This window comes from Rhizobium centroccidentale, from assembly GCF_030182565.1.
GTDB lineage: Bacteria > Pseudomonadota > Alphaproteobacteria > Rhizobiales > Rhizobiaceae > Rhizobium.
In genome coordinates this window covers 81,806-98,685 of sequence record NZ_JAQJCG010000006.1, presented here as the reverse complement: position 1 = coordinate 98,685, position 16,880 = coordinate 81,806, and the positions used below count along the sequence as shown (strand labels likewise).

General features: G+C 60.4%; 21 protein-coding genes. 15 read left to right on the top strand and 6 right to left on the bottom strand.

The window, feature by feature from the left end; translation table 11 throughout:
• Window positions 1–110: 110 nt before the first annotated feature.
• Together PH562_RS10505 and PH562_RS10500 are read right to left on the bottom strand one after the other, a co-directional pair.
• Window positions 111–908: an anti-sigma factor family protein gene (locus PH562_RS10505; RefSeq protein WP_285172910.1), complete on the bottom strand. Its 798-nt coding sequence runs from the start codon at window positions 906–908 to the stop codon at window positions 111–113.
• Window positions 905–1,663, bottom strand: a complete 759-nt coding sequence (locus PH562_RS10500) for a sigma-70 family RNA polymerase sigma factor (RefSeq protein WP_285172909.1) — start codon at window positions 1,661–1,663, stop codon at window positions 905–907. Before PH562_RS10500 ends, PH562_RS10505 begins: the two co-directional genes overlap by 4 nt.
• 326 nt (window positions 1,664–1,989) lie before the next feature.
• On the opposite strand from PH562_RS10500, the gene PH562_RS10495 reads away from it, so the two are divergent.
• The 3 genes from PH562_RS10495 (at window position 1,990) to PH562_RS10485 (ending at window position 3,995) form a co-directional block, all read left to right on the top strand.
• Window positions 1,990–2,964: an MBL fold metallo-hydrolase gene (locus PH562_RS10495; RefSeq protein WP_285172908.1), complete on the top strand. Its 975-nt coding sequence runs from the start codon at window positions 1,990–1,992 to the stop codon at window positions 2,962–2,964.
• 25 nt (window positions 2,965–2,989) lie between these two features.
• Complete coding sequence (locus PH562_RS10490) at window positions 2,990–3,451, top strand: tetratricopeptide repeat protein (RefSeq protein ID WP_285172907.1); 462 nt, start codon at window positions 2,990–2,992, stop codon at window positions 3,449–3,451.
• Window positions 3,452–3,557: 106 nt separating this feature from the next.
• Complete coding sequence (locus PH562_RS10485) at window positions 3,558–3,995, top strand: DoxX family protein (RefSeq protein ID WP_285172906.1); 438 nt, start codon at window positions 3,558–3,560, stop codon at window positions 3,993–3,995.
• Between the two features lie 66 nt (window positions 3,996–4,061).
• On the opposite strand, the gene PH562_RS10480 is transcribed toward PH562_RS10485, so the two are convergent.
• Complete coding sequence (locus PH562_RS10480; RefSeq protein ID WP_285172905.1) at window positions 4,062–5,060, bottom strand: LLM class flavin-dependent oxidoreductase; 999 nt, start codon at window positions 5,058–5,060, stop codon at window positions 4,062–4,064.
• 189 nt (window positions 5,061–5,249) lie between these two features.
• Here PH562_RS10480 and ruvC point away from each other — a divergent pair, with 189 nt between their 5' ends.
• The 8 genes from ruvC to PH562_RS10440 all read left to right on the top strand — a co-directional run bounded on the left by ruvC (window position 5,250) and on the right by PH562_RS10440 (window position 10,252).
• On the top strand, window positions 5,250–5,762 hold the full coding sequence (ruvC, locus tag PH562_RS10475; protein ID WP_113231690.1) for a crossover junction endodeoxyribonuclease RuvC: 513 nt from the start codon (window positions 5,250–5,252) through the stop codon (window positions 5,760–5,762).
• Between the two features lie 60 nt (window positions 5,763–5,822).
• Window positions 5,823–6,074 carry an AbrB/MazE/SpoVT family DNA-binding domain-containing protein gene (locus PH562_RS10470; RefSeq protein ID WP_112335060.1) on the top strand — a complete coding sequence of 84 codons (252 nt, stop codon included), beginning with the start codon at window positions 5,823–5,825 and terminating at the stop codon, window positions 6,072–6,074.
• Window positions 6,075–6,076: 2 nt separating this feature from the next.
• Window positions 6,077–6,490, top strand: coding sequence for a type II toxin-antitoxin system VapC family toxin (locus PH562_RS10465; RefSeq protein WP_285172904.1), 414 nt, complete (start codon window positions 6,077–6,079; stop codon window positions 6,488–6,490).
• A 12-nt stretch (window positions 6,491–6,502) separates the two neighbouring features.
• Window positions 6,503–7,117: a Holliday junction branch migration protein RuvA gene (ruvA, locus tag PH562_RS10460; protein WP_113231693.1), complete on the top strand. Its 615-nt coding sequence runs from the start codon at window positions 6,503–6,505 to the stop codon at window positions 7,115–7,117.
• A gap of 100 nt (window positions 7,118–7,217) precedes the next feature.
• On the top strand, window positions 7,218–8,258 hold the full coding sequence (ruvB, locus tag PH562_RS10455; protein ID WP_112335057.1) for a Holliday junction branch migration DNA helicase RuvB: 1,041 nt from the start codon (window positions 7,218–7,220) through the stop codon (window positions 8,256–8,258).
• Window positions 8,259–9,161 carry a metallophosphoesterase gene (locus PH562_RS10450; RefSeq protein WP_285172903.1) on the top strand — a complete coding sequence of 301 codons (903 nt, stop codon included), beginning with the start codon at window positions 8,259–8,261 and terminating at the stop codon, window positions 9,159–9,161.
• Window positions 9,162–9,167: 6 nt separating this feature from the next.
• Complete coding sequence (locus PH562_RS10445) at window positions 9,168–9,677, top strand: NUDIX hydrolase (protein ID WP_285172902.1); 510 nt, start codon at window positions 9,168–9,170, stop codon at window positions 9,675–9,677.
• A gap of 11 nt (window positions 9,678–9,688) precedes the next feature.
• Window positions 9,689–10,252 carry a DinB family protein gene (locus PH562_RS10440; protein WP_285172901.1) on the top strand — a complete coding sequence of 188 codons (564 nt, stop codon included), beginning with the start codon at window positions 9,689–9,691 and terminating at the stop codon, window positions 10,250–10,252.
• On the opposite strand, the gene PH562_RS10435 is transcribed toward PH562_RS10440, so the two are convergent.
• The 3 genes from PH562_RS10435 to PH562_RS10425 are packed head-to-tail and all read right to left on the bottom strand — an operon-like array spanning window position 10,197 to window position 13,230.
• A complete protein-coding gene (locus PH562_RS10435) occupies window positions 10,197–11,150 on the bottom strand; it encodes an NAD-dependent epimerase/dehydratase family protein (protein WP_285172900.1) in 954 nt (317 codons plus the stop codon). The genes PH562_RS10440 and PH562_RS10435 overlap by 56 nt on opposite strands.
• Window positions 11,147–12,010 (bottom strand): glycosyltransferase, encoded by an 864-nt coding sequence (locus PH562_RS10430; RefSeq protein ID WP_285173040.1) that lies wholly within the window; start codon window positions 12,008–12,010, stop codon window positions 11,147–11,149. Before PH562_RS10430 ends, PH562_RS10435 begins: the two co-directional genes overlap by 4 nt.
• Entirely contained in the window at window positions 12,010–13,230 is a 1,221-nt protein-coding gene (locus PH562_RS10425) for an NAD-dependent epimerase/dehydratase family protein (RefSeq protein ID WP_285172899.1), read from the bottom strand. Before PH562_RS10425 ends, PH562_RS10430 begins: the two co-directional genes overlap by 1 nt.
• 136 nt (window positions 13,231–13,366) lie before the next feature.
• Between PH562_RS10425 and ybgC the strand changes: the two genes are divergently transcribed.
• The 4 genes from ybgC to PH562_RS10405 all read left to right on the top strand — a co-directional run bounded on the left by ybgC (window position 13,367) and on the right by PH562_RS10405 (window position 16,680).
• Window positions 13,367–13,822, top strand: coding sequence for a tol-pal system-associated acyl-CoA thioesterase (ybgC, locus tag PH562_RS10420; protein ID WP_069611881.1), 456 nt, complete (start codon window positions 13,367–13,369; stop codon window positions 13,820–13,822).
• A 416-nt stretch (window positions 13,823–14,238) separates the two neighbouring features.
• Entirely contained in the window at window positions 14,239–14,961 is a 723-nt protein-coding gene (tolQ, locus tag PH562_RS10415) for a protein TolQ (protein WP_047629119.1), read from the top strand.
• A 27-nt stretch (window positions 14,962–14,988) separates the two neighbouring features.
• Complete coding sequence (tolR, locus tag PH562_RS10410) at window positions 14,989–15,447, top strand: protein TolR (RefSeq protein ID WP_069611827.1); 459 nt, start codon at window positions 14,989–14,991, stop codon at window positions 15,445–15,447.
• Window positions 15,448–15,456: 9 nt separating this feature from the next.
• Window positions 15,457–16,680 carry a hypothetical protein gene (locus PH562_RS10405; protein ID WP_113231699.1) on the top strand — a complete coding sequence of 408 codons (1,224 nt, stop codon included), beginning with the start codon at window positions 15,457–15,459 and terminating at the stop codon, window positions 16,678–16,680.
• Window positions 16,681–16,880 lie beyond the last annotated feature (200 nt).

Here is a 16,880-nt window from a genome sequence, read left to right as displayed (position 1 = left end):
TTTGCTTGAGAGCATTTCCGCTTTTCTCCGAAATGCGAAAACACTCTATCGCGTTGTTTCTTTGCGCAATTCCGGGCGGAAAACCGCTGCGCACTTTTCCTGGAATTGCTTTATGGCGCAGTCGCGCGGATAAAATCGTCGCGGAAGGTGGCGAGATCCGGTGCGGCGACATCGGAGACAGCCCAAAAGACCAGCCCATCCGCGTGCCATTCGACGAAATTATAACCCTCCTTCTCGGCATTGGTTTTAGCTCCCGCAGCGCCCGGCCAGATGAAGAGATTGATGACATGGCCGTGCCGGCGATAGATCAGCGCCGCCACCACCCGACCATCGAGATAATCCACCCTGCCGCCGACCAAGGGGAAGCCCTGGGCTGCCAGATCGACTACGGGCGGTGAGAAATCGATCTTGCCGTTGAACCATGGTTTGACCGTGTGCTGGTCTGAGGTCAGCACGTCGGTCAGGTGATCGGCGAGCATCGAGCGCACATGGCTGGCAAGAAGCTGATCCTCGATCGTCTGGCTCTGCTGCTGCACATTCAGCACCAGCATGAGGCTGGCGGCGAGAACGGCAAGCGAGGGCACGAAGCTCCATTCGCGCACGAGCCGCCAGACACGCTGCCACGGGCCCTCCGTGTGGCTCGCGGCTGTGCGCCTCATCATGGATTGCTCCAGCGTGAGTGCCGCCTGCACGCGGGCATGGACGGTATCAGGCGCGAGCCATTTCACACCCTCGCGTGCGGAAAGACGCTTGACCATCAGGGCATTCTCCATCTCGCCGGCGCAGTCCCGGCAGGTGGCCAGATGTGCCTCGAAGCGCGCGGCAGTGGCTGCGTCCAGTTCGCCGTCGATGAAGCCGTGCAGCAGGTCGTTCCATTCACCGTGATCATTCTCTTCAGCGCCGCTCATGGTGCCGCCCCTTTTCCTTCGAGGCTGCGCCAGACTTCGCCGAAATCGCGGCGGGCGCGGGCGAGGCGCGACATGACGGTGCCGATCGGCGCATCGATGATCTCGGCGATTTCCTTGTAAGAGAGATCCTCGAGTTCACGCAGGACCAGGACCTCGCGCATGGCATCGGGCAACCGGTTGATGACTTCGCGCACCCGCTGCGTTTCCGACTTGCGGATGAAGGCTGCCTCCGGCGTATCCTCCTCGGAGGCGGGATCAGGGGAGGGCGAGCCTTCATCCGAATCCCGTTCGTCCGTCATCGGCTGCTCATAGCGGGTCTTGCGCCGGCCCTCCTGCAACCACGCGTGATAGCAGTTGCGGACGATGGTGAAGGTCCATGCGCGGGCATCGCCGTCGCGAAAGCCGCCGAAGCCGCGATAGGCGCGCAGATAGGCTTCCTGCACGATATCCTGGGCTGCATCGGCATCACGGCTCAGGAACCGCGCGAAATTATAGGCGGCGTCCAAATGCGGGATGATCGTTTGCTGGAAGCGGCGCATGCTCTCGTCGAGCTTCAATGGCTCCGCCCCGGCAGCGGATTGAGCGACCACCATCTGGATGGCGTGATTGCCGGGCTTCGCCTCGGCAATGAAATTACGCAGGCGAGCCAGAAATCGCGCAAACCTGCTGATCGCGGTGTTTTGCGGCGAGTGCCATGTCCATGGGGGGAGCTGGCCGCCGAGCGTCGTCGAACTCACAAGTCGGGCGTCTGTCATCATGATCCCCGCAAAACGCCTATGCCGACTGTAAGCTTCGGATAGGGCGCTTGCAATGTTGCCTGAGAGGCTAGATCGCGCTTGCGCGGGTTTTATTCCCCGTCGGATGAAAAAATCAAAGGCGAGGGAATGCGAAATGTCCGCCATCCCATCCGTTCAATCTCTCGTCGCTAAAATAATCCACTGAATTTCAATGGCTTGTAAGAAATCTCCGGTCGACGGGGAATAAGCACCCATGACCGTCGATCTTCTTCCTCAGTGGATGGCCGCAATCGCTTGCGACCTCCGCCTGGCCCGAAAAGCCATAACCCTGAGGAGATATTGCGATGTTTGATATGACCCGCCGCGCCGTCCTCGGCACGGCCGCAGCTGCGGCAGTCTTCGGGCTGTCGTCGAAGCTCGAATTCATCCCGCAAGCCTTTGCCGCCACACCGTTGGAGCCGGCAGTCGGCTTCTACAAATACAAGGTCGGTTCGATCGAGGTCACGGCCATTTATGACGGCATCTGGCGCAAGCCGCACGATCCGGCCTTCATCAAAAATGCTTCCGTCGACGATACCAAGGAAGCGCTCTCCAAGGCTGGTCTGACGACAGATTTCATGCCCATTCCGCTGACCGTCGTCGTTCTCGATATCGGCGGGCGCAAGATCATGATGGATGCCGGCTCGGGTGTCGGGCAATGGCAGACCAACGCTACGCACCTGCCTGCCAACATGGCGGCCGCCGGCATCGACTACAAGAAGATCGATACGGTCATGATCTCGCATTTCCATCCGGACCACGTCTGGGGCCTGATGGAAAAGGGAACGAACGCAGCCGTCTTCCCGAATGCCGAGCTGATCGTCAACGCGGCCGAATACAAGTGGTGGACCGACCCCGGCCGCGTCGACAAGTTGGCGGAGGGTCGCAAGGAAGCTGGCCGGCGCATCGCCTCCGTCTTCCCGACATGGAAGAACTGGAAGCTGGCCGAGGATAATGCCGAGGTGGCGCCCGGCGTGCATATGCTGGCCGCATACGGCCATACGCCCGGCCATTCCGTCTTCCTCATCGACGGCGGCAGCGAGCAGCTGATGGTCTCGGCCGACATCATGTATGTGCCGGCGCTGCTCGCCCCCCATCCGGAATGGCAAGGCGCCTACGACCAGGATGGCCCGATGGCCGTCGCCACCCGCCGCAGGCTGATCGATCGCGTCATTGCCGACAAGATCAGGATCTGCGGCTCGCATTTCCCATTCCCGGGCTCCGGCACCTTCATCAAGGACGGCAACGCCTACGGATTCACCCCCACCATCCAGGCCTGAGCGGCCAAAAACAGGAGCAACTACCATGTTCAGACATGCCATTTTCGGGATCGCCGGCCTGTGCGCCGTCGCCATCCTGCCCGCTGCCACGGCAGGCATCGCCTTCGCCGTCGACAATATGGAATCGACCGAGGCGCCGGACCTGACCTCCGTCCGCTCCAAGATCGATGCGAAGGACTATGCCGGCGCGCTCACCGAGCTTCGCGATATCGCCGAGGAGCACCAGCAGGCCGATGTCTACAATCTGATGGGCTTCACTCTGCGCAAGACCGGCGACTTCAAGACGTCGCTGACCTACTACACCAAGGCGCTGGAACTGCAGCCGGACCACAAGGGTGCACACGAATATCTCGGCGAACTCTATGTCGAAACCGGCGACATGCCCAAGGCCCGCGAGCAGCTGGCAGCACTCACCAAGCTCTGCCCGGCGGGATGCGAGGAGCTTGAAGATTTGACCAAGGCGATTGCCGCTAAGAGTACCAACTAAGACCTAGCTGCAACCGATCCGGCGGCATTCCATCTGATCAGGTCGTGGGGATGCCGCTGGGGATGATTGGAGCTTCGGTGAACTTATCACGGGAAGGAGAAAGACCATGGAATTCGAAGAGGAGAATGTCATTCTGGTCAACTTCGCCGATATGGCGCTGCTGTTCGGCCGCATCCTCTTGTCGCTGCTCTTTCTGGAAGAGGGTATCGAACTTGCCAGCAATTTCGACACTGCGTTGGAGGCCATGGCCAAGCTTGGCGTCACCACTCCCATCGCGATCGCAACCATCGTCCTGCAGATCGCCGCCGGCTTTGCCATCGCGTTCGGGCTGATGACCCGCCTGGCGGCATTCGGCTTGGGCCTGTTCTGCTTGTTGACGGCAATGCTCTTTCACACGAACTTCGCCAGCCACAACGAATTGCTGCATTTCGAAAAGGACCTGGCGATCGCGGGCGGTATGTTTGCCCTGATCGTCGCCGGCGCCGGCAAGCTGTCGCTCGACATGCTCATCCGGCGTCATTGGAAGACGAGGCTCGTAGCTTGAGCCCGTCGATTGTCCGGTGAGCCGCGCAAAGGGGTCGGCTCACCGGTTGAATTGTTTTTCCGAGAATCAGGATACCTTTTGGAAGCTCGGAAGCGTTGCGAACAGCTCCACGGACTTCAAGCGCGCTTCGATGTCATGGATCGGCATCGAAATGATCACTTCGTCGGCCTCCGTATCCTGGATGAACTGCGAAATCTTCTTTTCGGCCGTCTCAGGCGAGCCGACCACGGCATAGCGCAGCGTGTTTTCCACGTTTAGCTTTTCCATTGGCGTCCAGAAACCGTCCATGTCGCTGCGCGGGCGCGGGAAGGGGCCGCGCACGTTACGGCGGAGATTGACGAATTGCTGCTGTGCTGAGGTGAAGTGATACTGCGCTTCTTCATCCGTATCGGCCACCGCTCCCATGGCGCCGACCATGACATAAGGCTTGTCGAGCGTGGCCGAAGGCGTGAAGCGCTCGCGATAGATGGCGATGGCATCCATCAGGGCTTCCGGCGCGAAATGCGAGGCGAAGGCATAGGGCAAGCCCAGCATGGCGGCGAGGTGGGCGCTGTAGAGGCTGGAGCCGAGCAGCCAGATAGGAATGTTGGCGCCATGGCCGGGAACGGCGAGGATGATCTGATTGTCGTCCGCGGGGCTGAAGAGGTGTTGCAGTTCGACGATATCTTGAGGGAAGCTCTGCGCGCCGGCATCTATATTGCGCCGCAGGGCCTGCGCCGTGCGCATGTCGGTGCCCGGCGCGCGGCCGAGGCCGAGATCGACGCGGCCGGGAAACAGTGCTTCCAGCGTGCCGAACTGCTCGGCAATGACCAGCGGTGAGTGGTTCGGCAGCATGACACCGCCTGAACCGATGCGGATGCGCGAGGTTGCCGCGCCGACATGGCCGATGACGACCGACGTCGCGGCGCTGGCGACACCCGGCATGCCATGGTGCTCTGCGAGCCAGAATCGGTTGTAGCCCAGTTCTTCCGCCTTCTGCGCCATGCGCTTCGAACTGTCGAAGGATTGGCTGATGGTGCTGCCTTCGGCAACGGGCGAAAGATCGAGGATGGAAAAGGGGACCATGGCAAGAAACCTGCGTGGTGGAAGGGAGGGTTGCTTGCACATGTAGGAGCGCCGCTTCGTCATTCCAAACCCCATCGCCGCAATTTCGTCACGATGTTTTCAGCGTGGCTGGCAATCGCAATCTGTGCCTTGTTTTTGTTTTGTTCACATTTTGCTGGCACATGTCGGGCCTGAAAGATAGGTTGGCTTATGCAGAATACGATTCGCATCATCGGCATCGATCCGGGCTTGCGCCGCACCGGCTGGGGTATCATCGACACCCTTGGCAATTCGCTGCGCTTCGTCGCCTCGGGAACCGTGACATCGGACGGCGACATGGATTTGGCATCCCGTCTTTGCCAGCTTCATGACGGTCTTGCCGAGATCGTTCATAGCTACAAGCCGGATGAGGCGGCGGTCGAGCAGACCTTCGTCAACAAGGATGCGGTGGCGACGCTGAAGCTTGGCCAGGCGCGCGGCGTCGTCATGCTGGTGCCGGCCCGCGCCGGTCTGCCGGTGTCGGAATATGCGCCGAATGCGGTCAAAAAGGCCGTCATCGGCGTCGGCCACGGCGAGAAGCAGCAGATCCACGTGATGCTGAAGATCCTGATGCCCAAGGTCGAATTCAAGGGCAACGACGCCGCCGACGCGCTCGCCATCGCCATATGCCATGCCCATAACCGCGGCGCCAGCCGGCTACGGCAGGCGGCGCTGGCGGGATAGTTTGTTCTTGACTTGTTCTTGTAGTAATGTTAATTCTTACTTTGTGATCGGAGAGTAAGAATGCGCGTGACATCCAAAGGACAGGTGACCATCCCCCGCGACTTGCGCGAGTTGGCTGGTATAGAGCTCAACAGCGAAGTCATATTTTCCGTCGAGGATGGAAAGCTGGTCGTTTCGCCCAAGAATGGCAAGCGGGACATCGAAGATCGGCAGCGGCTCGATCGGTTTATGGCCACTCTCAAGCGGTTGGAAGGCACCGGCGATCAGGAGATCGATGCCGAAGCACTGATGTCGATGACTCGTGACCGGTAATCATGGTCACTATCGTCGACACGAATGTGTTGGTTGACTTGGCCATACCTGGTTCGGCTTGGCATGGTTGGTCCAGCGCGCAGATTGTTTCCGCTTTCAAGCGAGGAGCAGTCGTTATCAACCCCATCATCTATGCGGAATTCTCGGTGCGATACAGCGGTATGGATCAAGTCGATGAACTGCTGCCGCAAAGCGAATTCCGCCGTGAAAGCCTTCCGTGGTCAGCGGCATTTGCCGCAGCGGCGGCTTTCAGGGTTTATCGTCAGGCTGGCGGCGGGAGAGAGCGCATTCTTCCTGATTTTATGATCGGCGCACACGCTGCGGTGCGTGGCTATTCCCTATTGACACGAGACCCCAAGGGCTATCGCTCCTACTTTCCCTCGCTCGACCTCATCACCCCCGAAACCCATCCCTGACGGACATCATCCATGATCGGCAAGCTGAAAGGCACAATCGAAGAAATCGGGGAAGACTATGTGCTCGTGGATGTGCACGGCGTTTGCTACGTCGCCTATTGTTCCGCCCGCACACTCTCGAAGCTCGGCTCGGTCGGCGAGGCCTGCATTCTCTTCATCGAGACCTACGTTCGCGAAGACCAGATCCGGCTCTTCGGCTTCATGACGGCGCTGGAACGCGAGTGGTTCAACATCGTGCAGACGGTTCAGGGGGTGGGCGCGAAGGTGGCGCTGGCGCTGCTGTCGACGCTGACGCCGGCCGAGCTTGCCAATGCGATCGCCTTGCAGGATCGCGCCGCCGTCTCGCGGGCGCCCGGTGTCGGCCCGAAGGTTGCCATGCGCATCGTGACGGAACTGAAGAACAAGGCTCCGGCTTTTGCCGGTGACGCCGCAAACATTCAGCTCAAGCAGGAGTTGGGGGAAGGAGTCGCATCGGCACCTGTAGCAGATGCGGTTTCGGCGCTGACCAATCTAGGCTACTCCCGTGATCAGGCGGCCAATGCCGTTGCCGCGGCTATAAAGGCGGCGGGCGAGGATGCGGATAGCGCCAAGCTGATCCGTTTCGGCTTGAAGGAACTCTCGCGGTGAGGCTTTGCACCTTCCGTAATCCTGACTATTGTCGCAAAGTCGACGGAGCGAGCTTCGGCGCAGGAGCCGCAAAACGCATACCGGGAATGGAACTTCTGACATGAGTGAAGCCGCACGTCTTATATCGCCGGAAAAGCGGGGCGAAGACATCGATGCGACGCTCAGGCCGCAATCGCTGGACGAATTTACCGGCCAGGCGGAAGCGCGCGCCAATCTGAAGGTCTTCATCGAGGCGGCCAAGGGGCGCGGCGAGGCGCTGGACCATGTGCTGTTTGTCGGTCCGCCCGGCCTCGGCAAGACAACGCTGGCGCAGATCATGGCGAAGGAGCTCGGCGTCAATTTCCGCTCGACCTCCGGCCCGGTCATCGCCAAGGCGGGCGATCTTGCGGCGCTGCTCACCAATCTCGAGGAGCGCGACGTGCTTTTCATCGACGAAATCCACCGTCTCAATCCGGCTGTCGAGGAAATCCTCTATCCGGCCATGGAGGATTTCCAGCTCGATCTCATCATTGGCGAAGGTCCCGCCGCTCGTTCGGTAAAGATAGATCTCGCCAAGTTCACGCTTGTTGCCGCGACGACCCGTCTCGGTCTGCTGACGACGCCGCTGCGCGACCGTTTCGGCATTCCGGTGCGCCTGAGTTTCTATACGGTCGAAGAACTTGAACTGATCGTCCGGCGTGGTGCGAGGCTGATGGGTCTCGGCATGACCGACGAGGGGGCGCGAGAAATCGCGCGCCGTGCCCGCGGTACGCCACGCATTGCTGGCCGACTGCTGCGGCGCGTACGCGATTTCGCCGAGGTCGCCAAGGTCGAAGCGGTGACGCGCGAGATTGCCGACGAGGCGCTGACACGGCTTCTCGTCGACAATGTCGGCTTCGACCAGCTCGACAAGCGCTATCTGAACATGATCGCGGTCAATTTCGGCGGCGGCCCTGTTGGCATCGAAACCATAGCCGCCGGGCTTTCGGAGCCGCGCGACGCGATCGAGGATATTATCGAGCCCTATATGATCCAGCAGGGCTTCATTCAGCGCACGCCGCGCGGCCGTGTTTTGACCGCGATCGCCTGGAAACATCTTGGCATGCAGCCGCCCAAAGATCTGGAGGCCGCGCAGTTCGGGTTGTTCCGGGAGGACGATTGAATGCTTGGCCGTCGTGCCTTCCTGAAGCTTTTCGGCGGCAGCATATTTGGTTTGATGGCACTTGGCGGATATGCTCTCGGCTACGAGCCGGTTGTTCGGCTGAATGTTACCCGTTACGCGCTGACCCCACCAGGATGGACGCCTGGGCTCAAGCTCAGGATCGTCGCGCTTGCCGATTTCCATGCCTGTGAGCCGTGGATGAATGCCGAGCGCATTGCATCGATCTGTGCCCATGCCAATGAGCTTGGTGGCGACATCATCGTGCTGCTTGGCGATTATACATCGGGAACCGATCTCATTACCAACCGTGTCGATCATCGCATCTGGGCGGCAGAGCTGGCAAAGCTGGAAGCGCCGCTTGGCATCCACGCCATCATCGGCAATCACGACTGGTGGCATGATTCCACGGCACAGAGAACCGGCCACGGACCGACCTTCAGTCACCGGGCACTGGCAGCCGTCGGCATAGAGGTCTATTCCAACCGCGCGGCGCGTCTGGAAAAGGACGGGCAAGGCTTCTGGCTTGCCGGCGTCGAGGATCAACTCGCCTTGCGCCGGAGCATGCGCTGGAAGCGTCCCTTCACGAAGGGCCTCGACGATCTCGGTGGCACAATGGCGCAAGTGAGCGACGATGCGCCGGTGATCCTTCTCGCCCATGAGCCCGATATCTTTCCCGCTGTTCCCGAGCGTGTGTCGCTCACCCTGTCGGGACACACCCATGGCGGGCAGGTAAGAATTTTCGGCTGGTCGCCTTATTCGCCCTCGCGCTATGGCGACCGGTATGTCTATGGCCATATCGTCGAGGAGGAGCGCCATATCATCGTATCCGGCGGCCTCGGCTGCTCCATTGCGCCGGTCCGCCTCGGCGTTCCGCCTGAAATCGTCGTGATCGACGTGGGATAGGGGATCATGTCGAAACGCAAGCTCATCAGATTGAATGCCGGTTCTCAGCGCTTTCAGATGCGCGTCGCGGGGCTCGGATTTCGCGACGGCCATGTCCTAGTGCATCGCGCCGTGCATGAGACGTTCTGGACTTTTCCGGGCGGTCGGGCGGAGATCGGCGAGACCTCAGAGGAGACGTTACGGCGGGAAATGGTTGAGGAGCTTGGCGTCGAGGTTACGGTCGGGCGCCTGCTCTGGTCGGTCGAGAATTTCTTCCATTACGAAAAGATGGACTGGCATGAGCTGGGCCTCTATTACCTGATGGAAATTCCAGCCGGCTTTCCTTTCGATCCCGCGAAGATCGTGCATCGTATCCAGGATGGCGGTGATGAGCTGGAGTTCAAATGGGTGCGGGCGACGCGCGAGGCGCTGGTGGCGCTCGACATCCCGCCCTATTTCATCGCCGAGGAAATCGAAAACCTGCCGCCGACGTCCCGTCATCTCGTCTGGCGGGATGGTGATCTCGACAAGGCTTGAGGAGGAGGCTTATGTCCGCTTTCGATCCGGTTCGCAGCTTTCGCAAGCTTGCCTATAACAACGCATTGGCGAATGTCCGGCTGCATCGTGCCTGTGCGGCGCTGCGGTCCGGCGAATTCGAGGCCAAGCGCGTCAGCTTCTTTCCGTCGATCAAGGCAACCCTCAATCATATCCTGACGGTGGACTGGTTCTATGTCGATGCGTTGGAGGGCGGGACTCTGGGTCTGAAGGCCTTCGACATAGAGGAGCCCCATGATCGGCTGGACGAGTTGAGCCGGGAACAGGCGAATGTCGATCGTCGGCTGGTCGCGTTCTGCGAGGCGCTGACGCCGGAGACCGCGATGCGGATCATCGATATCCAACGCGATGGACGCATCCAGCGGGAGAGGGCAGACGATGTGCTGAACCATCTGTTCCAGCATCAGACGCATCATCGCGGGCAGGTGCATGCCATGCTGGCCGGAACCAGCGTCGCGCCGCCGCAGCTCGACGAGTTCATCGTTTCCGACGATGCACGCTTCAGGGACGCGGAATTAATGGCGCTCGATTGGGACGAGACAAAGCTGATGCGCTGATACCCGCCTTTGGGTACGTCGATTTAGCCAGTGTCTCTATCGTTCGCTTGAGCAAGGGTTTTCCGCCAGCTTGCCAGCCAAGCGCACCGATTTTTGCCGTATCCATGACAGAGACCGCGCCGAGCTCCGCAGGCTGCGGCAGCGCGTGCGGACAGCCTGTCGCGCTCTGGAGGTGACTAAGGACCTCGTGTGTGTCGGTCAGAATATCCGACAGATTGAAGGCTTCACCATCTATCCGGCCGGCTTCCGTTTCCAGCAGAAGACGAACCGCACGACCGACGTCCCGGCCGTGAATTTCGGTTCCTGCCCGGGAAGGAATTGGTTTGCCGCTTAGATAGTCGCCGAACAGGCCATCCCATTTATTGGGACGAAGGTCGCCATAAACGCCGGTTGCCCTGAGGCTCGCGGTGGCAAAGCCCGGCATGGACAGAGAGAACAGCGCCTGCTCGGCATCACGTTTGATTTCGCCATAGAGCGTGTTCGGCTTCGGCGTGCTCCCCTCGGTCAGCTCCTCTCCGGCAATGCCATCGCCATAGACGGCGCGCGAGGAAAGAAAGATGCAGCGCCGGATGCCGGCCTTTCTGGCCGTCTCGAAAAGCTTCACCGTGCCGTCGAGGTTGAGGCGGCGAAAGCCTTCCGGATCATCCCCTTCGCCGCCGCGATATTTGCCGGCGGCATGGCTGAACGCGGCGTGCACGAAGAAATAGGCATCGTCGAAAGCGCCGCTCTGATTTCCTTTTGGATCAAGGCTCAAGGGGACAAAAGAGACGGGCTGCGAAAAGAGGCCCGATGGAGGCGGATTGCGCCCGCCGATCGCAATCTTGTATCCGGCTGACAGCAGCTCTTCGGCGATGTATCGGCCGACGAGGCCTGTTCCGCCCGAGATGAGGACCTTCATGCCGCAGCTCTCGGGTTTGCGAGCGCGGCGATGTCGGGCATGTTTCCGCCGGTATGGAAGCTGCGCCAAAGGTCGATCAGCGGTTTCAACTGTTCCGCCTTGGGATGGTTTTCCTCCCAAGGTTTTTCATACTGGTAGTGCAGGATCGAGATGCTCTTCCAATCCCAGAGCGCGGGCATGCTGAACCAGACATATTGCAGCATGTTCATGAATACAGGCAGGCCATGCCAATCCGGGAAGAAGGCTTCGAGAAAGGTCTGGTCCGTGCGCCGCCAGAAGACGTCGGGACGGTCGAGGCTCTCCAGCATATGCCGGAAGGTCGCAAGCGACGGCTTGGCGACGAAGACGCCCGAATTCAGCCGGTGGAAATCGGCAAGGCTTTCGTAGACGTTCGGCGCTGCCGAAAATTCCGGATAGTCGAAGAGCCTGTCGATGTTTCTCAACACGAGCGCATCCGCATCGATGAAGACGCAGGTGTCGTATTCGATCAGCTGCCAGAGCCTGAGCTTGCAGAAATTGTCGAGCGGCGTGTGGAAGGAGGGCTTGCGGCCCTTGGTGAAGGGAGCTGCAGTGTGCAGATTGCCGCGGGCATGCCGCTCGTTGAAGGCATCCGAAAGCGGAAGATGCTCCACTTCCACCAGCCGGCAGTCGAGCGCTGACAGCGGGGCGAGGTCGTTTTCGTCGACCCCTTCCGTATGCAGCACGACGATGTCGGCTTTCGTGCCGCTGCGCACGATCGAGCGAGCAAGCGCCAGCGCACCCATGGCATAATCGGCATTCGTGACGAGCGTCACGAATGCCTGCCCGGCACGAGGGCGGCTGTGAGGCCGCAAGCCTTGCAGCATTTCGCTTCCAAGCATCATGATACGGACTTCAGCCTCTTGCCCTCGGGATCATGGTTGACCGTCGCGGCGAGATCCTTGGTCCAGGCCGAGACGGCTGGGACGCGCGACCGATCGACGCGGTAGGCATATTTCCTGGCGACATCGACGATTTCGCCGAGGAGCCCGGCTTCGAGCGTGATCGGCGCCAGGCCGAGATCGAGGAACTTGTCGTTCTTGACAATCAGCTCGTTCTCCGGGGCTTCCTTGCGCGGGTTCGGCAGGCGGACCACCTCAGCGCCACTCATCCTGGCGATCATCTCGGCAAGATCGCGCACGCGATGCGTTTCCGTCATCTGATTGAAGATTTCGACGCGCGCGCCGCGTGCCGGCGGGTTCTTCAGTGCCAGCTCGATGCAGCGGACCGAATCCTGGATATGGATGAAGGCGCGGGTCTGGCCGCCGGTGCCGTGTACGGTCAGGGGATAGCCGATCGCCGCCTGGATGAGGAAGCGGTTGAGCACTGTGCCATAGTCGCCGTCATAATCGAAACGGTTGATCAGCTGCTCATGCCGGCGCGTTTGCTCGGTATGCGTGCCCCAGACGATGCCCTGATGCAGGTCGGTGATCCTCAGCCCATCGTTCTTGGCGTAGAATTGAAAGAGCAGCTGATCGAGGCATTTCGTCATGTGGTAGATCGAGCCGGGATTGGCGGGGTAGAGGATTTCCTGGCTGACGGTACGGCCGTCCGTCGTATCGATGCCAACGGGCAGGTAGCCCTCTGGAATCGCTGCGCCGATCGTCGAATAGCCGTAGACGCCCATGGTGCCGAGATGCACGAGGTGGGCGTCGAGATTGAGGTCTACCAGCGCGTTAAGGAGATTATGTGTGGCGTTGACGTTGTTGTTGACCGTGTAGTTCTTGTGGCGGTCGCTTTTCATCGAATAGGGGGCGGCGCGCTGCTCGGCAAAATGCACAATGGCGTCGGGGCGATGCTCGGCCAGCCACTTCTTCAGGAGCTCATAGTCCTTGGCGAGATCGATCAGGTGGAAATGGATGCGGCGGCCAGTTTCGGCGTGCCATATGCGGGTGCGTTCCTGGATCGAATCCATCGGCGTCAATGATTGCACGCCGAGTTCGGTATCGATCCATCGGCGGGAAAGATTGTCGAGGATGTGGATCTCATGTCCGGCGTCGGAGAGATGGAGCGAGGTTGGCCAACCGATGAATCCGTCGCCGCCCATAACCGCTATTTTCATGAGATTTTTCCTTCTGCGCCGATCCGCGATCCGGCACCATTCCGGATAGTCGGAGTTTATGACAATTGTTCAAAGCTTGCTTGATGGCAGAACTTCGGCCAAAGAGATGCCGGACATTCAAGGAGATGCGGCAACGATGAACAGCCCCTTTCTGATTGCTGGGGAACTGGAAGCCGGAAGCCACCGGCTGGTGCAGCGAGTCTACTATGAGGATACGGATTTTTCCGGGCTCGTCTATCACGCGCGCTATCTGCATTTCCTCGAGCGGGGACGCACCGACTATCTGCGTTGTCTCGGAGTGGAACAGCGCGAACTCTTGAATGCCGATGAAGAGGGGCTGGTTTTCGTCGTCCATCGCATGGAGATCGACTTCAAGGGGCCGGCGCGCATGGATGACGTGCTGACGATCCGCACAGTTACCGAAAAGGCTGGCGGCGCCAAGATGGTGCTGTCCCAGGAGATCCGGCGCGACGATATGCTGCTGATCGCTGCGAAGGTCATCATTGCCGTGATCAATGCCAAGGGGCGCCCCCGCCGCCTGCCAGAAAAGCTCGCAGCACAGATGCTGACCGCATCGGAAAGTGCCGGTTGAGCCAAGTTCCCCTCGCTCTCCTTGACTGACGGTTTCGTCGAGGCGACGGTGACTGGCAACAGGCAGCTTGCAATAACTTGAGTTTTATGTGAAGGAATTCGCCGCGCAAGCTTTGTCTGCGTTTGCCGCCGGTTTCGTCCGGTCAGTTCTTCCCTGGAGCTAGAATAACCTTCGCTGCCGTTAAATCCTTCATGTTTCGACGCTAACATTCTTTTAACCATAATAGTGTCTTACTGGTTATGTCGGAGTTTGTGCGGTGCACGCCTTCCTTTGACCAAATTTGACGGCAAGAAGGCAGTTGTAAGCTTGGAAGGCTTGACCAGGGCGTTCAGCGGCGGCTGCCAAACAATTCTTGTGAGATCACTTTTAGCCGCCCGGTCTAGCGCCGGGCGTTTGGATTCGGGGATTTTGGATCAATGGAACAAGTAGCATTGGCAGCGGCCACCACACCGGACATCACCCTCTGGTCGCTCTTCATGCAGGCAGGCCTGGTGGTCAAGCTCGTCATGATCGGCCTGCTGGCGGCGTCCGTATGGACCTGGGCGATCGTCATCGACAAATATCTGAGCTACGCTCGGGCGCGGCGGCAGTTCGATCACTTCGAGCAGGTCTTCTGGTCCGGCCAGTCGCTCGAAGAGCTGTACCGGACGCTTTCGGAGCGTAACAATACCGGCCTCAGCGCCATCTTCGTCGCAGCCATGCGCGAATGGAAGAAGTCCTTCGAGCGCGGTGCCCGTTCGCCGATCGGCCTGCAGATGCGCATCGACCGCGCCATGGACGTGACGCTGGCGCGTGAATCGGAACATCTGGTCGCCCGCCTGGGTTCGCTTGCCACCATCGGTTCGGCCGGCCCGTTCATCGGTCTCTTCGGTACCGTCGTCGGCATCATGACCTCTTTCCAGGCGATCGCCGGTTCGAAGTCGACCAACCTTGCCGTCGTTGCGCCGGGTATCGCCGAAGCGCTGCTCGCGACCGCCATCGGTCTGGTCGCCGCTATTCCCGCGGTTATCGCCTACAACAAGTTCTCGGCCGATGCCGGCAAGCTCTCGGGTCGCATGGAAGGTTTCGCGGATGAATTCTCCGCCATCCTTTCGCGCCAGATCGATGAAAAGCTGCAGCCGCGCCAGGCAGCGCAGTAAGTAGCGGACAGAACCGGAGTAATTCACATGGCAATGTCTGTTGGAGGCAAGGGTGGTGGCGGTGGCCGCCGAGGCGGTCGTCGCGGCGGCGGCCGGGGCGGCCCGATCGCGGATATCAACGTGACACCGCTGGTCGACGTCATGCTCGTGCTGCTGATCATCTTCATGGTGGCGGCGCCGATGATGACGTCGGGCGTGCCGATCGACCTGCCGCAAACGCAGGCCGGCGCGCTGAACGCCCAGACCCAGCCGATCACCATCTCGATCAAGGCCGATGGCCAGGTGTTCCTGCAGGAAACGCAGATCGACGTCGCCGAAATCGCCGCGAAGCTGCAGGCGATCGCGACCACGGGCTACAACGAACGCATTTTCGTGCGTGGCGACGGCAAGGCGCCTTACGGCGTGATTGCCGACGTCATGTCGCGTATCCAGGAAGCCGGTTACAAGAATATCGGCCTGGTTACGCAGCAGATAACGGATCACTGACGAACCGACATGAAGCGCAGTCTCGCCACTTCTGCTGTCATTCACATCCTGGTGCTGATCGGCGCCATGGTGACGCTGAGTGCGCCGGCGCCGCTTGAGACGCCGGAAAGCACGGCGATGGATGTCGATATCGTGACGGCGGATCAGCTGCAGCAGGGCGAGAAGAAGGCGCCGGTCACAGACCACGCCGCGCGCAAGCCGACGACCAAGCAGGACCAGGTCGCCAACGCCCAGAATACCGGCGAGAACAAAGTCGACATCAAGAACCCGGTCGTGCCGACGCAACGGCCGGAGAGCGAGACTGCGGCCCTGGCGCCGAAGAAGGTGGATGCGCCCGTTCCGCAGGACGATCCGAGGCCGAACGACGTCAAGACGATCGAGCAGAAGGAAACGGAAGCCGCCCCCAAGGAAGTGGCCGCCATTCCGCAGCAAAAACCTGACGTGACGCCGACCCCGAAGCCGGATCCCACGCCGCCGACTCCGAAGGCCGATGCAACGCCGACCCCGCCGACGCCACAGCCGACCGAGCAGGCTGAAATCCAGCTGCCGAACAACGTCCCCGTGCCGGATGTGAAGCCGCAGCCGACGCCGCCGAAGGCTGCCGAGCAGAAGCCGGAGGTTAAGCCGACGCCGAAGCCGGACGTGAAGGTCGCCGACGCCAAGCCGACGGACAAGACGACGACGCAAAGCACGAGCAAGAATACCTCGGCCGACGATGGCAAGAAGGACGCCGACAAGAAGCGCCAGACTCCAAAGGCCTCCAGCAAGGGCCTCGACGATGGTCTCGCCGATCAGATCAACGATCTCCTCAACAACACCTCATCGAAAGGCGGCGCGAAGCGCTCATCGCAGCAGGCTTCCGCAGGTGCTGATACCCAGGTCGCTTCGCTTGGCGGCAAGAAGTCGCTTGGCGCCGGCAAGCTCAGCCAGAGCCAACAGGACGGCCTGCGTGATCTGATCCAGAAATACTGGAACCTCCCGCCTGGTCTTGAAGGCGCCGGCGACGTGCGAATCAAGGTGCACTTCAAGCTCGACAAATCCGGGCAGATCGTCGGTCAGCCGGAAGCGACGACCAACGGTGGACCGGCTTCGACACAAGGTGCCATGCAATCTGCCGCTGTACGCGCGGTCCTTCGCGCGCAATCGGAGTTTATGACGATTCTTCCGGCGGACAAATATGAGGACTGGCAGGAAGTCGTCGTCAACTTCAGTGCAGCGGATCTGGGGATGTGATGCGGGGAGTGCGGCGTTTGACAAATCACTGTCCCCGTCTCGGCATGAGCTTGCTTGTGGCCTTGGGGATGATGTTAGCTGGTTCCGTGTCGGTGCAGGCTGCAAGCGCTAAGCAGCAGCCTGGAAGCTCAGCTGGGGATTACCTCCGCGAGGACGTCGCGAAGTATTGGAACTTTCCTCCGGGGCTCGATGGATCGAAG

Coding starts and splice junctions, on each gene's coding strand:
- PH562_RS10505 (WP_285172910.1), bottom strand. CDS start 908: ATGAGCGGCGCTGAAGAGAATGATCACGGTGAATGGAACGACCTGCTG.
- PH562_RS10500 (WP_285172909.1), bottom strand. CDS start 1,663: ATGACAGACGCCCGACTTGTGAGTTCGACGACGCTCGGCGGCCAGCTC.
- PH562_RS10495 (WP_285172908.1), top strand. CDS start 1,990: ATGTTTGATATGACCCGCCGCGCCGTCCTCGGCACGGCCGCAGCTGCG.
- PH562_RS10490 (WP_285172907.1), top strand. CDS start 2,990: ATGTTCAGACATGCCATTTTCGGGATCGCCGGCCTGTGCGCCGTCGCC.
- PH562_RS10485 (WP_285172906.1), top strand. CDS start 3,558: ATGGAATTCGAAGAGGAGAATGTCATTCTGGTCAACTTCGCCGATATG.
- PH562_RS10480 (WP_285172905.1), bottom strand. CDS start 5,060: ATGGTCCCCTTTTCCATCCTCGATCTTTCGCCCGTTGCCGAAGGCAGC.
- ruvC (WP_113231690.1), top strand. CDS start 5,250: ATGCAGAATACGATTCGCATCATCGGCATCGATCCGGGCTTGCGCCGC.
- PH562_RS10470 (WP_112335060.1), top strand. CDS start 5,823: ATGCGCGTGACATCCAAAGGACAGGTGACCATCCCCCGCGACTTGCGC.
- PH562_RS10465 (WP_285172904.1), top strand. CDS start 6,077: ATGGTCACTATCGTCGACACGAATGTGTTGGTTGACTTGGCCATACCT.
- ruvA (WP_113231693.1), top strand. CDS start 6,503: ATGATCGGCAAGCTGAAAGGCACAATCGAAGAAATCGGGGAAGACTAT.
- ruvB (WP_112335057.1), top strand. CDS start 7,218: ATGAGTGAAGCCGCACGTCTTATATCGCCGGAAAAGCGGGGCGAAGAC.
- PH562_RS10450 (WP_285172903.1), top strand. CDS start 8,259: ATGCTTGGCCGTCGTGCCTTCCTGAAGCTTTTCGGCGGCAGCATATTT.
- PH562_RS10445 (WP_285172902.1), top strand. CDS start 9,168: ATGTCGAAACGCAAGCTCATCAGATTGAATGCCGGTTCTCAGCGCTTT.
- PH562_RS10440 (WP_285172901.1), top strand. CDS start 9,689: ATGTCCGCTTTCGATCCGGTTCGCAGCTTTCGCAAGCTTGCCTATAAC.
- PH562_RS10435 (WP_285172900.1), bottom strand. CDS start 11,150: ATGAAGGTCCTCATCTCGGGCGGAACAGGCCTCGTCGGCCGATACATC.
- PH562_RS10430 (WP_285173040.1), bottom strand. CDS start 12,010: ATGCTTGGAAGCGAAATGCTGCAAGGCTTGCGGCCTCACAGCCGCCCT.
- PH562_RS10425 (WP_285172899.1), bottom strand. CDS start 13,230: ATGAAAATAGCGGTTATGGGCGGCGACGGATTCATCGGTTGGCCAACC.
- ybgC (WP_069611881.1), top strand. CDS start 13,367: ATGAACAGCCCCTTTCTGATTGCTGGGGAACTGGAAGCCGGAAGCCAC.
- tolQ (WP_047629119.1), top strand. CDS start 14,239: ATGGAACAAGTAGCATTGGCAGCGGCCACCACACCGGACATCACCCTC.
- tolR (WP_069611827.1), top strand. CDS start 14,989: ATGGCAATGTCTGTTGGAGGCAAGGGTGGTGGCGGTGGCCGCCGAGGC.
- PH562_RS10405 (WP_113231699.1), top strand. CDS start 15,457: ATGAAGCGCAGTCTCGCCACTTCTGCTGTCATTCACATCCTGGTGCTG.